This window comes from Paenibacillus sp. NPDC056722 (genome assembly GCF_042790635.1).
Lineage (GTDB): Bacteria > Bacillota > Bacilli > Paenibacillales > Paenibacillaceae > Paenibacillus_AQ > Paenibacillus_AQ agri.
The window spans coordinates 602560-618656 of the sequence record NZ_JBHTYV010000002.1 but is presented as its reverse complement, the minus strand read 5'-3'; the positions used below and the strand labels follow the sequence as shown (position 1 = coordinate 618656).

The 16097-nt window shown below is 44.6% G+C and carries 10 protein-coding genes; 8 read left to right on the top strand and 2 right to left on the bottom strand.

Annotation, left to right across the window (positions count from 1 at the left end; genetic code table 11):
* Window positions 1–149 precede the first annotated feature (149 nt).
* Window positions 150–962, bottom strand: coding sequence for an ABC transporter permease subunit (locus tag ACFRAM_RS07090; protein ID WP_379465189.1), 813 nt, complete (start codon window positions 960–962; stop codon window positions 150–152).
* Window positions 959–1846 (bottom strand): ABC transporter ATP-binding protein, encoded by an 888-nt coding sequence (locus ACFRAM_RS07085; protein ID WP_379465187.1) that lies wholly within the window; start codon window positions 1844–1846, stop codon window positions 959–961. Before ACFRAM_RS07085 ends, ACFRAM_RS07090 begins: the two co-directional genes overlap by 4 nt.
* A gap of 165 nt (window positions 1847–2011) precedes the next feature.
* Here ACFRAM_RS07085 and ACFRAM_RS07080 point away from each other — a divergent pair, with 165 nt between their 5' ends.
* The 8 genes from ACFRAM_RS07080 (at window position 2012) to ACFRAM_RS07045 (ending at window position 16095) form a co-directional block, all read left to right on the top strand.
* Window positions 2012–2623: a TetR/AcrR family transcriptional regulator gene (locus ACFRAM_RS07080; protein ID WP_379465185.1), complete on the top strand. Its 612-nt coding sequence runs from the start codon at window positions 2012–2014 to the stop codon at window positions 2621–2623.
* Between the two features lie 262 nt (window positions 2624–2885).
* Window positions 2886–3830, top strand: coding sequence for an ABC transporter permease (locus ACFRAM_RS07075; protein WP_379465534.1), 945 nt, complete (start codon window positions 2886–2888; stop codon window positions 3828–3830).
* Window positions 3831–3857: 27 nt separating this feature from the next.
* Window positions 3858–4745 carry a carbohydrate ABC transporter permease gene (locus ACFRAM_RS07070; RefSeq protein ID WP_379465184.1) on the top strand — a complete coding sequence of 296 codons (888 nt, stop codon included), beginning with the start codon at window positions 3858–3860 and terminating at the stop codon, window positions 4743–4745.
* A 130-nt stretch (window positions 4746–4875) separates the two neighbouring features.
* A complete protein-coding gene (locus tag ACFRAM_RS07065; RefSeq protein WP_379465183.1) occupies window positions 4876–6504 on the top strand; it encodes a type 2 periplasmic-binding domain-containing protein in 1629 nt (542 codons plus the stop codon).
* 100 nt (window positions 6505–6604) lie between these two features.
* Window positions 6605–8491 carry a sensor histidine kinase gene (locus ACFRAM_RS07060; protein WP_379465181.1) on the top strand — a complete coding sequence of 629 codons (1887 nt, stop codon included), beginning with the start codon at window positions 6605–6607 and terminating at the stop codon, window positions 8489–8491.
* Entirely contained in the window at window positions 8484–10019 is a 1536-nt protein-coding gene (locus tag ACFRAM_RS07055) for a response regulator (RefSeq protein WP_379465533.1), read from the top strand. Before ACFRAM_RS07060 ends, ACFRAM_RS07055 begins: the two co-directional genes overlap by 8 nt.
* A 57-nt stretch (window positions 10020–10076) precedes the next feature.
* Entirely contained in the window at window positions 10077–11705 is a 1629-nt protein-coding gene (locus tag ACFRAM_RS07050; protein WP_379465179.1) for a glycoside hydrolase family 5 protein, read from the top strand.
* Between the two features lie 436 nt (window positions 11706–12141).
* Window positions 12142–16095: a X2-like carbohydrate binding domain-containing protein gene (locus ACFRAM_RS07045; protein WP_379465177.1), complete on the top strand. Its 3954-nt coding sequence runs from the start codon at window positions 12142–12144 to the stop codon at window positions 16093–16095.
* The last annotated feature ends 2 nt before the right edge of the window (window positions 16096–16097 follow it).

Genomic DNA, 16097 nt, shown 5'->3' with positions numbered 1-16097 from the left:
GCTTACCACGATTTGAAGAAATCAGGATGCTTCATATATAAAAAGCCTCAGAGGTCGCAGTGACCACTGGGGCTTGTATATGTCTACGGACCACTTCGTGAGGCTTCGCAGTGAGTGCGTTAGATTGCCCATCGGGCGCATTAACTGCCCTAGAGGGGCAAGTCACGCCGCTTAAACAACGTTATGCCGAGGCCGAAGGCGGCCAGGCCCACTAACAGCAGGATGACCGAGACCAGGCCATCCTGCGCACCGTCCTTCACAATTTCTCCAGGGCGGTAGAGTGTGAACAGAGTCAAATACTTCACCCAGCTTAGCTGGTCACTGATTTTTCCCAGTAGATCAAGGGTGAAGAAGCCGAAGGTGATTGCGCCTGAAATGCCGAGCGCTTTCTTCTCGTCATTGGCCAGACAGGAGATAAGGAAGGAAATGCCGCCGATGGCGAAGAAGAGCAGGAACGCAACGGTATTAAGCATAAGGAAGCGCTCGCCATTGAAATCGTAGCCGTTCCCAAGGAACCAGAAGACGCCCAGGAACCCGGCACCAGTCGTTGCAGTCACGATAACCAGCAGGGCTGTAATCAGGACAAGGGCCTGTGTTAGCGCCACTTTGTTTCGGGTCGTTGGTGTGGATAGCAGGTAGGCCATGGAACCGCGGTCCACGAGTCTAGCCATGAGTCCAGTGGACATCTGCACACAGAGGATGGACAGCAACAGGACAAGAATAAGACCGTAGTACTCGCCGGAGATAAAAGCTTCGGCGCTGGAAAAGCCGCTGTTTAGCCCGAAGGCGTTGCCTACGCTCTCAGGCATGGCATTCACCAGATCATTTATAGCCTTCATATTGTTCGCCAAAGCCGGATAGAGCCAGATAATCAGCAGAATGTAGAAGGCGGAACCGAAAGCATAATTCAAGATTCCTTTCAGGTTAACTTTTAACATTTCTTTATATAAGGGAAGGTTCATCGCGCTTGCCCCTCCCGTTCATAATAATTCATAAAGATATCCTCCAGGTTCTGGGTGAATACATCCAAACTGCGGATATTGTACTCCGCCGTTTCCCGGATGAACTGATCATAATTCCCCTGAACCGCCACTCTTACCCGGTTTCCGTCACGGGACTCCACGTACAGACTTCCAGTACTAAACCTATCCGCATCCTCTCTGTGTTCAAACACTACATCAAACAGCTTCCGCTGCATGGATTGCAGTTCATGAACATCCTTGACGGTGATTATACGTCCGTCCTTGATAATGGCGGCACGATCGCAGGTGCGTTCAATCTCCTGAAAGCTGTGCGACGACATCAGGAAGGTGGTTCCGGCGGCTTTTTCCTCCAATACAAGTTCTATAAATACCTTCTGCATCAGCGGGTCGAGGCCAGAGGTAGGCTCATCCAGAATCATGACTTCCGGACTGTGCATGAACGCAGCCACGATACCGACCTTCTGTTTCATTCCCTTGGACATTTTGCGGATGGGTGTCCCTGCATCGAATTGCAGGCGTTCGATCAGGGAGGCGCGCTTCGTGGTGTCCTTCAAGCCCTGCATTTTCGCCATAAAATCAAGAAAGCCCTTGCCAGTCATCCCGTCAATAAAAGCAATCTCTCCCGGCAAATAACCGATATGCCTCTGAACAGTTCCTTGCGCTTTCCAGACATCCAGGCCGACTACGGTTACAGTCCCCCGGTCAGGCTTCATAAAGCCCATAATATGCCGGATGGTTGTAGATTTGCCTGCGCCATTCGGCCCTAGAAAGCCGAAGACTTCTCCTTTCCTGACGGAGAACGATACATCTGTAATCCCCTTGCCATTGGCAAACTGCTTGGTCAAGCCTTGTACAGTCAGCATGGTGACACCTCCACTGTCCTGTAGAATGAAATAATGAACTATTAATGGGAATATATTTCATATGTTATACTATGCCTTAGCTGGACTGAAGTCAACATAATTATGAACTATTTATTGATTTATATTTCATAATTTCGATATTCAACAGAAACAAGGAGGAGGCGTATGAACGGTTTTGAGAAGAGATCCGCGCTGATCAAGGAGAAAATTACGAGCGTAACGCTTGAGATGTTAAAGACCTGGGAGCCGAAGCGGATGCGGATCACTGATATCGCCAAGACTGCGAACGTCTCGCAGGTGACAATATATAAGCATTTTGGCAGCAAAGAAGAGCTGTTGAGGGAGACACTTAAACACCTAGTGGAGCAATCCACGAGTGAATTCGAAGCTTTTATTCATCAAGAGCCTTCCATGAAGGAGATCGTTCAGTATATCCTCGGGATGAAGAAAGGAACCTATACCTTGCTGCGGCCAAGCCTGGTGCAGACACTGATGATAGACGACCCGGAGATGTTCCAGTACTTGCAGATGCAATATGCAGAACGGACGCTGCCGCTTATGGTAAGGATGGTAGAAGAGGGTCAGGCCCGCGGGGAAATTTCCTCCAAGGTGTCGGCCAACGCTGTGCTAATGTATATGCAGATGTACATGAAAAGTATGGGGGAAATGCTGGAGCAAGCCAAGGCGGAGGAGAGTCTGGATACCTTTATGGAAGAGACGCTTCATTTGTTTTTCTATGGGATTTTTGGAAGAGAAGCTGGAGAGCAGGAGCATTGACTTCAGCACGATGATTGTGGGAATAACCGTTTACCTTGAACTCCCTGTAGCTAAGTGAGTCGCCTGAACCTTCTTTCTGAAGGTTTGGGCGGCTTTTTGGTATGTCCATTACTTCCACGCGAAATGACCTTCACCTGAAAATTAGTAACTCTACCTTGAATGAGGTGCCTAGTTTCAAAAAAATGAACCGTTTACAATTAATAACGTAAAGAGGTTTTTTTGGAGGTGCATAAGTGATATGAAAGCCAGCTCACAAATTACTATGGAATCAAACTCGCCTAATGCGAGAAGGGAAGGATGGAAGCCGATATTCAGAAAAATTTATAGGCAGCGCTACCTTCAGGTTATGGCTTTGCTTGGTATAGCGTGGATGATCGTATTCAATTATATCCCTATGTATGGAATTATCATCGCATTTAAGGAATATGACATCATTTCCACAATTTCAGAGGCTCCATGGGTTGGTTTGGATCATTTCAAAGAATTTTTGCAGGACGATGCACTAATCGAGGTCATTCGCAACACGCTCGGGATCAGTTTAATCAAACTGATTGTTGGTTTTCCTTTACCTATTGTATTTGCTTTATTACTAAATGAAGTCCGGTCTGTTTTCTTTAAAAAATCAGTTCAGACCATTACCTATCTTCCTCACTTTCTGAGTTGGGTTGTTCTAGGAGGAATCTTGGCCACTTGGCTGTCTGATGTAGGTGTGATTAATAAAATATTGTTGGCTATGAATGTAATTGATGCGCCGATAAGTTATCTGGCGGAAGCTAAATACTTTTGGACAATAATCATTGCATCTGACATTTGGAAAGAACTCGGATGGTCGGCCATTATATATCTTGCAGCTATTAGTGGTGTTTCCCCTGAACTGTATGAAGCGGCAACTATAGATGGTGCTGGGAGATTTCAAAAAATCCTTAATATTACGCTACCGTCCATTATGGGTACCATTTCCATCTTATTTATTTTAGCTGTTGGTGGTGTATTGAACTCAAATTTCGATCAAATTCTGGTGCTACGCAATCAGCTTAATGCAAGCGCAAGTAATGTTATCGATATCTATGTATATCAAACGGGGTTGAATGAAGGACGTTACTCGTATTCGACAGCCGTTGGTCTGCTGAAAAACGTTATTGCTCTTACTCTTTTAATCGGAGCTAACTCTGTAACCAAAAAACTTAATAATACTTCACTATTCTAGTATTTTGACATGAAAAGAGGAATGCACATGATTTCAATGAAGAGGCAGACGAAAGGCGAATTCGCTTTCGAGATTATAAATGGCATTTTGATGCTTGCCATCTGCTTCATCACCCTTTACCCCATTTGGTATGTTGTCGTTAATGCCTTCAATGATGCTAACGATGCAATGCGGGGCGGGATCTATTGGTGGCCTCGGGAGTTTAGCTTAGAGAGTTTCAAGGCTGTATTTAATAGTAAGGGTATCATGACGGCTATGGGCGTTACTGTTGCAAAAACGGTCTTGGGTGTTCTGGTTCACGTCCTGTTTACTTCTATGGTAGCGTATGCGTTTAGTCGCGAAGAATTATATGGGCGTAAATTATATATGATTATCGGGACCATTACGATGTTTTTTGGCGGAGGACTAATTCCAACCTATCTTTTAATCCGTAATCTTCATCTACTTGATAATTTCATGGTTTATATCATTCCGGCAGCGTTTAGCTTTTTCGATCTGATCATCTTTATGAGCTTCTTTCGTGAGATCCCGGCAGGTTTGGAAGAGGCGGCTAAAATTGATGGTGCCAATGACTTTAAAATATTCCTGAGGGTTATTATCCCTGTATCTATGCCAGTAGTAGCAACCATAGCTCTCTTTCATGGTGTCTATCAATGGAATGATTACTTTACAGGCATGATCTATATCAATAATCCAAATCTGCAGCCTATTCAAACCTTCTTGTACCGGGTGGTTGCCCAGTCCAGCTCCAATCAGATGATCTCGGCAATGCCTACCGGAGTATCCAAGAATATAACTTCGCAGTCACTGAAGCTTGCCACCATGATTGTGACGACTGCACCTATTGTAGTAGTATATCCTTTCCTGCAAAAATATTTTGTTAAAGGATTTATGATCGGTTCCATTAAAGGATGAAATAGCACTCTGATCACAATTGTCCGTCCACTCTTAAGAGCTGGATTGATGATAAATTAAGAATTAGAAAAGGGGAAGAGCAATGGGGAATTCTTTACGAAAGACTACTTCAGGACTACTAGCACTGATTATGGCTTTTTCGGTTACTGCATGTTCTGGCGGGAATAACAATGCCAATGGTTCTGCAGAGAAGACAAACAACACACCGTCAACCAATACAACCGCAGAGGCAACCGCAGCTCCTTCAACGGATGAACCAACCTGGAAGCAGGATACTTCACCGATTACGTTCGACTGGTATCTCAATTTCAGTTGGGCAGATGTCAAGTGGGGAGACAACGTGGTTACAGATTATATCACTAAAAAAACCGGTGTTGATGTGAATTTTATTATTCCTGCCGGGAATGAGAATGAAAAGCTTAATACGATGATGGCTTCCGGCTCCATGCCTGATTTCATTACTCTGGGCTGGTATGAAGAAGCCATTAAAAAGATGATTAAAGGGGATCTGGTACTTCCGCTCAACGAATTGGCAGAGCAATACGATCCGTACTTCTTAAAGGTGGCTGACCCGGCCAAACTTGGCTGGTACACACAACCTAATGGAAATGTGTATGGATATCCCAATGCGTCCTCCTCTCCTGCGGATTATAAAAAATATGGAGAGCAATTTACTTCCAATCAAACATTCGTAGTGCGTAAAGATATGTATGAAGCGCTGGGTAAACCAGATATGAGAACTCCAGAGGGTTTCTTGAATGCGCTTAAGTTAGCCAAAGAAAAATATCCGGAAGTGAACGGCCAGCCGCTGATTCCACTCGGACTGCATGAGTTTACAGAAACAGGGAACTACTCACTTGAAGGCTATCTGCAGAATTTCCTGGCGATTCCTCAAGAGAAAGACGGAAAATTATACGATAGACGCCAAGATGCTGAATATCTGAATTGGCTGAAAGTTTTCCGCCAAGCTAATCAGGACGGACTGCTAGCCAAGGATGTCTTCATTGACAAACGGGCTCAAATGGAAGAAAAAATTGCTCAAGGACGTTACTTTGCAATGCTGTATCAACGCACGGACTTTGAACCGGTTAATACAACTTTGTACCAGAAAGACCCTAACTCCGTTTATATTGCTGTAGATGGACCAGCCAACAGTGCTAAAGATGCTCCTACACTTTCTGGTCCGGGAATTTCTGGCTGGACAGTGACCTTGATTTCCAAGAACGTCAAAGATAAAAAACGGGCAATTGCCTTTATGAGTTATCTGCTCAGTGAAGAAGGAAATAAAGACTTGTTCCTAGGTGAAAAAGGCGTTACTTACGATACAATTGACGGTAAGGATCAATTCCTGCCGGATGTGCTAAAAATGTTGAATACCGATCGCACGACATTTGATCAAAAGTACGGTGCTTCCTTCAGATACTGGATGCTTATGGATACCAATATGAACTTGGCGTGGAACCCGCCGGGAGCAGAACCTAACAGTCAAATGGCGGACTGGACCAAAGGGAAAGCTATCAGCATGGCCCAATATGATAATCTTGATCCGGATGCGACAAGTAAGGAAGGTATTGCTAATAGTAAAAACGCTCGTTTGTGGGGCAAGGCGCTTCCTAAAATGTTAATGTCGAACTCAGATGCAGACTTCGATAAAGTGTTTAACGACTACTTGAAAAACCGTGGCGAGCAAGATGCTATTGATGCATACCGTCAAAATGCGTATGAGTCTAATATTAAAAAGTTAAGTTCCTTTGAATAAATTATTTATTCATTAATAAGCAAGCCCGGATATTCGCTCTGTAATTTCGAATGAATATAACCGGGCTTGCTTCTATCATTATGCAGGACGTGAGAATTATTTGAAGATTAAGAATATCAAAATGCTAGTGTATATCCAAAAATTTATTCGCAGCCTTTCGCTTCAAGCTAAGTTGATCCTCTCGTTTATGATTTTGATTTTTATTCCAGTGCTGATTTTCTCGTCTTATAGCTTTTCTCATGAAAGTTCTAAATCTATGGACGAATTGATCAGAAATAATGAAACGATCCTGGATATTGAGAAAACAAATATAGAAAACAATATTGAACTTATGGAGTGGACAGCTCAGCTTGCACTTTCTAACCGGGAGATGAACGATTTTCTGCAATCCCAGAAAGATTTTAACACTGAAGAATTGCTCGAAATCAAAACAAAATTAATAAGTGATTTTCAATATTTTCTATTTAACAATCCTAGAGTATCCAAAGTCAGATTATTTACAAGCAACCCTAATGTGCAAGAGTTTTGGCCTGTACTTCTTCAGGAGTCCCGCATTCAAAATAAATACTGGTATAGGGACGTACTGGGGCAAGAAGGCAGTAGTTATTGGGCAATGGGAGAGCAGGAAGGCGTATTGGTGGGTGCACCTTCAGAACCCGTGAGGTTTGAAGCATCATTACTCAAGGAGTTTAAATTTCTTGATGATACTACGCATAACGGCATATTAGAGATAAGTATGAGCATGCAGAATTTTTTTCTGAAAACCTTCAGTAAAGTTCAAGATCCCGGCTCTCAATTGGTTATTGTAACTCGGGATCATAAAGTATTTAGTTTGGATTCTTCGCGTATGTTCGATAATGTCTCCGCCGAGCAATTCATTGAAAGCGTTGTATTGAACAATAAGCCAAGCAACCAAGTAGTTGAATTTTATACAGCTGGACAACCTTATTTGGCTATTCAGAGCTATATACCATCTATTGATGTCCATCTTATAAATATTGTGAGTTTGGCAGATACCATGGCTGATATCAAAGAAAGGCGAAGCAGATTAATCTTAATTATTATCTTTTTGATGGCATTCTTGAGTTTATTATCTTATTTCATGCAGTCCATGATTCTTAAACGTCTTAGAGTCTTGAAAGATTCAATGAAAAAAGTGAGAGGCGGCAACTTTAACGTGGATCTTCCGATAACCGGAACGGATGAGATTGGGGAGCTCGGACATCATTATCGGAAATTGCTTAGTAAAATTAATGAACTCATTGAGGAGCAGGCAAATAGGCAGGCGGCGGGTAAGGAAGCTGAGCTGAAAGCGCTGAAGAACCAAATTGATTCGCATTTTCTGTATAACACATTGGAAAATCTGAAGATGCTAGCGGAGATGGAAGGGCAATATGTGATTTCAGACACACTCACCTCGCTTGGAGGGATGATGCGTTATACACTGCAGTGGACACGAGAACATGTAAAGCTAGCAGAAGAGCTGAATCATGTTCATCATTATATTGACATTATGAATATCCGTTACAAGGGTAAAATTGAGCTCAACGTAGCCATTGATCCTGCATTATTAAATCAGGAATCACTAAAGATGTCTTTGCAGCCAATTGTAGAAAATGCAGTTAAACATGGGATGAAGCAAATGAACTCAAAATCTGGGAGCTTCATCATTTCTATTACCGCTATGGTCGAGAAGGATACTTGTTTCATTGAGATTATGGATAATGGTTGCGGCATTTCCGAAGAGAAAATCCGGATGCTATCCAACTTACTGCACATGGAGGAAAGAGATTATCAGGAATTAAGGGGAAAGGTTCAAAACGAAGGGAGCAGCGGCATCGGTCTGCGAAATGTGGATCAACGCCTGATTATGAGCTATGGACTTAACTATGGTATACGCATAGAGAGTATGGCAGGTAGTTATACCCGTGTTGTAATGAGCATGCCCCTTCTTAATTTTGAAGGGAGGAAGGACATTGATGATTAAATTAATGATTGTTGATGATGAGTATAATATTCGAATGGGACTACAGTCCATGATCGAAAGGAAGTTCCCTGAGGTCTACTCTTTTCGATTCGCAGAGGACGGAAGAGATGCCTTGGAGCAGCTAGAAGAGGATCCAGCAGACATCATCATAACGGATATCCGAATGCCTATAATGGATGGAATCACATTATTATCCCATATTCAGCAGTTCCCGTATAAGCCGGAGGTTTTATTGCTTAGCGGGTACGATGATTTTCAATATGCACAAAAAGCGATACGATATCAGGTTAGGGACTATTTGCTCAAGCCCGTCGTACGCGAAGAATTATATTCATTTTTGGAGAAAATGAAAATTGAGATACTGGATCGAAAGTTGCAGAATGAATTGTTAACCGTGTCTTCTCCTTCAGACTGGATCGCCAATGTTCTTAATTCCAATAGCAACGATTCTAGTGAGACATACACCAATTTGCTAAATGCAGGATACGGTTGGATGGAGGGCCAATATATATTAGGAATTATATGTATAAGGCAGAATGATCTCATATCTATGCTGCTGTCTGAAGCGGAGAATATTATTATTAGCAAAGACAAAGAAGGAAATATAATAGTTGTAGCTCAAAATAAGAATGAACTTCTTCAACTAGCAGAAGAGCTGAAGAAATTAGGTGAGCGGGAATACCGGATAGCTCTCAGTTCTAGTACGGAGGGTATTCAGCAATTGCGCAAAGCGTATAGCGAAGCCAAACAGACGATGAAATATTTCCTGGTTATCAATAACAGTGAAGTTCTGTTCTATGACCATATTATAAAGCGGAGTTCAAATTGCGAACTACCTCTAGAGACGATCCGCCGATTATCCAATCTGCTTGGTACCGATCGTCTGCCAGAGGTTAAGCAGCTCCTTCAACAAATATTGAATATCCAGGTGATTAGCCACTGTGAGATTGGATATTTGGAGCGTATCAGTGTCATTATGAATGAAGATATTTTTGATAAGGTTTACCGGTGCTATGGTCAAGAATCCATTCATATTCTGAGGCTCTATAGTCAGGTGGGTCACATTGGGAATTTTCAGCGCTTTGAAGATTATTATAAAAAGGTTGAAGAACTGTTAGTGCGTTTAGATGCCTTTGTGAAAGTGGCCAGAGAGCAAAGCAGTCAGGAGAACAAGAGTATGCAGAAAGCCATTAATTACGTCCATAAGCATTTTGCCGAAGACTTGAACATGGCTGTGGTCTCGAATCAATTGTCACTTAACTATACTTACTTCAGTCACGCATTTAAAGAATATACAGGAACAAGTTTTTCTTCATATCTAAGAAATTTTAGACTGGAGAAGGCCAAGGAGCTCCTTGCGGGTTCTGATCAAAAAGTATACGAAATAAGTCAACAGGTGGGCTTCGATAATGTGAAACATTTCATCCGGATTTTTAAAGAATCAGAGGGGATAACGGCTCTGGAGTATCGGAATCAGAACCAGCAGCCACCCAAAAAAACAATACCCTACCCGAAATTCAAAGGATAGGTTATTAAAATGGATTCTTTTATAATAAAAGTAAGGCGTTGAAAGGGGACATGGCATATGTTTGAACATACGGATCGAAGTTTGGTCAAAGGGTTCCTGCGAGCGCAGGGGACAGATGTTGTTAACGGAGACGGAGACAAAATTATACTAACCGGCTGGGGTCTGGGAAACTGGTTACTGCCTGAAGGGTATATGTGGTTATCTCGCTCGGAAAGATTCGACCGTCCGCGAAGGATGGAACAGGTTATCCGCGAACTGACCGGTAGCCAGTATTCTGAAAGCTTCTGGACCCGTTTTCGTGAAAACTATGTTACCCGCGAGGATATTCGCATGATGGCTGAACTGGGCTATAACTCCGTGAGGATTCCGATTGGCTGGCGGGTGCTTATGAAGGATGAGCCGGGAACGTCCTGGAACGAAGAGGGCTTTGCTTTGCTGGACCGATGTCTGGATTGGTGCGAGGAATTTAAGTTGTATGCCTTTTTAGATCTGCACGGTGCTCCTGGTGGACAAACAGGCGCGAATATCGATGATTCGGTGGATGACTCCCCCCGGCTGTTCACCGATCCTGAAAGCTGGAATAAGGGTATTGAGCTATGGAAGGAATTGGCCCGCCGTTATAAGGACCGCTGGATTGTAGGTGGTTATGACCTGCTGAATGAGCCTTTGCGTCCAGGATTGAATGAAGGTTACCACCAGTATTATCTTCTGCAAAAGCTGGCAGATTTCTATGATGAGGCTATCCGCGAGATCCGTGCTATTGATCCAGTGCATATGTTATCTATAGAGGGTCATCATTGGTCTACAGATGTTTCCGTGTTCTACAAACGTTACGATGACAACATGGTTATTCATTTCCATCGGTACGCCTGTATGCCAGGAATCGAAGCTTTGCAGGAGTTCCTGGATACCTCCCAGCGTCTGAATCAGCCTTTGTGGCTCGGTGAGACGGGAGAGAATTATCCGGAATGGTTCGCTGCTATGTATCCTTTAGCGGTTTCTATGGGAATCGGTTACAATTTGTGGCCGTGGAAAAAAATGGAGTGTACCAATTCTCCGTTCTCTATAGCTCAACCTGAGGGATGGAAAGAATTTCTGGCGTACTCTGAAAGTGGCCCTCGACCGGAGGAAAAGGATGTGCAAAGAACGCTGGATGCTTTCCTTGAGAATATGAAGCTAGAGAATTGCCGTGCAAATCCGTTGGTAACGGATTCGGCATTCCGGCGTCCGGGCTGCCGCGTCCGTGCAACAGATTTCGATGAGCTGCCTGGTAAAGGTCAAAGCTTTAGTGGTCTGCGGGAAGAAGGCAATATTTATCGCTACAGGTCCACGACAGGGATGAAGCTGATCTCGTTATCCAATAAGCTGGAGAAGAAGCGTTTTGGTTTTGACAGCGGCTGGGACCTATTAGGACTTGAACTCAGAGAGCAGGAGTTTGCTTGCTACACTTTCAGCGCAATTAATGACGAAGGTTATGCGCAGTTGGAGTTGAAGTGTACAGAAGATGCTCAATTAACAATAGAGCAAGATAATAAGGAAATTCAGGTAGTCCATTTGCAGAGTGACGATGAGAAAACTCATGTCCGTGTAGGTCCGTTTAAGAGATCACAGGAATCGGTAATAAAAGTAGCTCTTCAGCAAGGTACTATAGAACTGCTGTCCATAGAGCTCGAACGTTTAGCGTGACGATAAGACTTCTTTTCAGTGCTTACGGGATTGTTTCTCGTTTGTGAGGCAGAGATCCCAAAAGGTTGCAAGTTTAAATAGCCAGTCTCCCAAGATCTACCGGGGACTGGTTATTTAGGTTCGCCCAGTATTGGCGTCATCTCTAATAATGTACCCGATTGAAATGGGATTGAGGGAACAAACGAACCAACAGTATTTGGTGAGAGGACTAAAATGAGCGTCGTTCTATTGAGGGCGGCGTTTTGTTGTTTTTATTGCTTTTCTTCATTATAAATGGAAAACTGTTCGTTCTATGCTGTTTTGCCCCCTGTTTAAGGGTTAATTGTACGCAAAATACCGAAATGTACCTATCTTGGAAATTCATCTTCTACTATGATCTTCTCGTAAGAAAGCGCTATCAAAATGATTTACACCAACATTCTATGAGGGGGTAGGGATGATTTTGAAAGTAATCGGGAAAAGGTTAAGAATGAGTCTGCTGGTATTCATTATTGCAGTAGCGCAGTTGGGCTTTGCAGGAACGAAAAGTAATGTGGCGCATGCGGCTGATGCCAGTATGGCTCAAAAGCCGTATATGGGCTGGAGCAGTTACAGCATGCAGGTGTATGATGGGGCAGGCAACTGGACATCGGCAGAAGGCGTCAAGAAGCAATCGGATGCTATGCGTGAGAAGCTGCAAGCCCATGGTTATGAATATATTAATATTGATGCGGGATGGAACGGCGGCGAGGATCAATACGGCCGGCCTATTCCGAGTGAGACCCTGTATCCGAACGGATTTCAGGAGGTTATCGACTATGTTCATAACAATGGACAGAAGATCGGTATTTATCTGATTCCGGGAATGTCGATAACGGGCTATAACGCGAACTATGAAATTTATGGAACTAACGGACAATGTCGTATGCAGGACATAGCGGCACAACCGCTGACCGTTATGGACTATTGGGATTCCTATACGTATAAAATTGATTTCAGTAACCCATGCGCCCAAAAGTATATTGATTCCATCGCGGATCTTCTTGGCGAATGGGGCATTAACTTTGTCAAATTTGACAGTGTGACTCCTGGTTCGGGCATCAACAACCTGAGCCGTGATGCTCGCGGCGATGTAGAAGCTTGGTCTAAGGCACTCGCAAGAAACAACATCTGGTTCGAGCTTTCATGGGCACTGGACCATAACTATGTGGATTTCTGGAAAAAGTATGCTAACGGCTGGCGGATTGACTGGGATATTGAAGCCTACGACAGCAGTAAGGGCTTAACGGAATGGCCGAGTATTTCCCGTTTGTTCCCGCTTGCGGCCATCTGGTGGCGGGATGCAGGACCGGGAGGCTGGAATGATTTTGATTCCCTGAATATCGGAAATGGATCCATGGATGGTCTGACCAGAGATGAGCGGAAGTCTGCAATGACCTTCTGGTCGATCTCTTCTGCCCAGCTCTATACAGGCAATGACTTGACAAGGCTTGACGACTATGGATTGGAACTGCTTACCAATGATGAAGTAATTGCAGTCAATCAGGCTGGTCGTCCGGGTCATCCGGTATCTATGGATACGCAGCAGCAAGTGTGGTATGCCAATAACGGAGACGGCACTTACAGTGTAGCCCTGTTCAATCTGGGCAATCGGAGTGCGGAGGTTAAAGTGAAATGGAGTGATCTCGGACTTGAGGGCCCAGCTTCGGTACGTGACCTGTGGAGCCATTCCGAGCTAGGTAATTTTGAAAAAGAATTCAGTGGCGGTGTGCTCGAACCCCATGCTTCACGGATGCTTAAAGTGACTGCGCTGAACGGCACATCTGCCGTCAATGACGATGATACAGGCATGCGCTACAGCGGAGAATGGAAACGCAATGGTGGCAAGGAGCAGTTGAACGGGGCACAGGATATCAGCATAGCAATCAAAGATACCACAAGTGCTAATCCAGCGCTTGCTCCACAAGCTGATAACCTGAACAATGCAGCTGACAATGCTGCAAATTCATCACTGGCAAACAATGCAACCGTTACGAATGTAGTCTATATTAATGATGATGACAGCAATATTAAATACACCGGATCGTGGAGTGCGAACACCGGTAGAAGCTTTGGTGATTACAATGGCGATGTGCATTTCACTGAGACGGACGGCGATTCTTTTGAGTACACCTTTACGGGTACAGGCATTGACGTGCTGACAGAGAAGGATAGCAATCTGGGGGACATGATTGTTACCCTCGATAATGGCACACCGCAAACTGTAAGCGCTAATAACAATGGACCGAGAGAAGTACAGCAGGCTGTATACAGTGTGTCGGGTCTAGACAACGGTCCACATACGCTCAAGGTAGTTAAGGGTTCGGGCCAGTATATGCTGCTCGACGCGCTTAGAGTGACAACAGAAACACCGGCAGGAGGACAGAACAGCACCATTAATCCTGCATCGGCTAGCTTTGACAAGGCTGTAGAACAACAGAAGGATGTCACTGTTTCATTGTCCCTGAACGGCAATACGCTGACCGGCATTGAAAATGACGACGTGGCCCTCAGTACAGACGATTATACGGTAGTTAATGATAAGCTTACTATTAAAAAGGAGTACCTCGCATTGCAGCCTGCTGGCACAACGAGTCTGAACGTAATCTTTAGTTCGGGTGATCCGCAGCCGCTGACCATTCGAATCAGCGATTCTACAGGCATACGTTATGCGCTTATCAATAACGACGATCCTGGCATTAAGTACAACGGCTCCTGGTCGCGCAGCACTGGAAGAGGGATGGGCGACTACAAGGATGATGTGCATTACGCTGAGGTGAACGGCGATTCTTTTGAATATACCTTCAGAGGAACGGGAATTCAGCTGATCACAGAAGTAGACCAGTCACAGGGAGATATGGATATCTATATTGACGGTCAATTTAAGGAAACTGTTAGTGCTTACCGTAATGGACGTTTGGCTCAGCAGGTTCTGTACAGTATCTCTGATCTATCGGATGGAATGCACACACTAAAGGCCGTGAAGAAATCAGGCCGGTTCATGCTGCTAGACATGCTGAAAGTCGAAATTCCGAATTTGATTAATCCGGTACACGCTAGCTTCGATAAGTCAGCTTCTGCCCAGGCGGATATTGATGTGACGTTGCTGCAACAAGCGGAAAGCTTCACGGGAATTACCAATGGATCATATAATCTAATTCCAGGGACAGATTATACGCTTACCGGGAACCATGTTACACTGAACAAATCTTATCTGGCTACGCAACCGGTGGGTACACTGAACCTCAGCTTTACCTTCGGGGGCGATTATCACAATGATGTGCATTATACAGCGGTGGATGGTGATTCCTTTGAATATACATTCAAGGGTACTGGAATCAGCCTGATCACACCTACTGGACCAGAGCAAGGTGAAGTAGATATTTATGTAGACGGACAGCTGGTGCAGACCGTAAATGCTTACAGTCCAAGCCGTAAAAATCAACAGGAGATCTATAGTGTCTCGGGATTGGAGAGCGGTGTACACACGCTCAAAGCTGTCAAAAAATCCGGTGATTTCATGTTGACAGACCAGTTGAAGTTCACAGTTGTTGCTGCAGATAACGGCGGTCCTGTGGGTCCGACTGAAACACCAGCACCAACAGAAACACCAGTGCCAACGGATCCTGCTGGACCAACTGATCCAACTGGACCATCGAATCCAAGTGGTCCGTCTAGCTCAGTAGTTCAGCCTACTGCTACTCCAGTTCCAACAGTAACCCCTGCTCCTACTGCCACTCCGGCACCGGGCGCTGGGGATGATACTCAAACCATTCAACACACGGCGTATATCAAAGGTTATCCTGGTGGCTTGTTCAAACCGGATAACAAGATCACCCGTGCTGAAATGGCAACTATTCTTGCAGGTGTCGCTCAGACAGAGGCCACTGAACCAAATGTCGTATTCAGTGATATTAAGTCTGATTACTGGGCTGCAGAAGCTATTGCCAAGGTTGCCAAGATGGGTCTGATGAAAGGTTACCAGGATGGTACGTTCAAGCCGAACCAATCGTTGACCCGGGCAGAGCTGGCAGTTCTAGTAGCTGCTCTCGACGAGACAGATGCACCTGTGGGGCGTGGGTTCTCTGACATTGCAGACCACTGGGCACAAGCAGCCATCTTGAAAGCTCAAGGTGCAGGCATCTTGAATGGTTATGCTGACGGTACTTTCCGTCCTGGTGTAATTCTAACACGTGCGGAAGCGGTTGTTGCCATCAACAGAGTGCTGGGCAGAGGCCCGCTTACGGGCGTTTTACAACCACAGTGGAGTGATGTTCCAACGTCCCACTGGGCGTTTGGCGACATTGAAGAAGCTTCGAGAGATCATGTCTCCAAGCCCGGAACAATAGGCGGAGAACAACTGGTAAAATAATT

What these genes read in the sequence shown, in the direction of transcription:
- ACFRAM_RS07090 (WP_379465189.1), bottom strand. Translation starts at nt 962, where the DNA reads ATGAACCTTCCCTTATATAAAGAAATGTTAAAAGTTAACCTGAAAGGA.
- ACFRAM_RS07055 (WP_379465533.1), top strand. Translation starts at nt 8,484, where the DNA reads ATGATTAAATTAATGATTGTTGATGATGAGTATAATATTCGAATGGGA.
- ACFRAM_RS07045 (WP_379465177.1), top strand. Translation starts at nt 12,142, where the DNA reads ATGATTTTGAAAGTAATCGGGAAAAGGTTAAGAATGAGTCTGCTGGTA.
- ACFRAM_RS07075 (WP_379465534.1), top strand. Translation starts at nt 2,886, where the DNA reads ATGGAATCAAACTCGCCTAATGCGAGAAGGGAAGGATGGAAGCCGATA.
- ACFRAM_RS07070 (WP_379465184.1), top strand. Translation starts at nt 3,858, where the DNA reads ATGATTTCAATGAAGAGGCAGACGAAAGGCGAATTCGCTTTCGAGATT.
- ACFRAM_RS07065 (WP_379465183.1), top strand. Translation starts at nt 4,876, where the DNA reads ATGGCTTTTTCGGTTACTGCATGTTCTGGCGGGAATAACAATGCCAAT.
- ACFRAM_RS07085 (WP_379465187.1), bottom strand. Translation starts at nt 1,846, where the DNA reads ATGCTGACTGTACAAGGCTTGACCAAGCAGTTTGCCAATGGCAAGGGG.
- ACFRAM_RS07050 (WP_379465179.1), top strand. Translation starts at nt 10,077, where the DNA reads ATGTTTGAACATACGGATCGAAGTTTGGTCAAAGGGTTCCTGCGAGCG.
- ACFRAM_RS07080 (WP_379465185.1), top strand. Translation starts at nt 2,012, where the DNA reads ATGAACGGTTTTGAGAAGAGATCCGCGCTGATCAAGGAGAAAATTACG.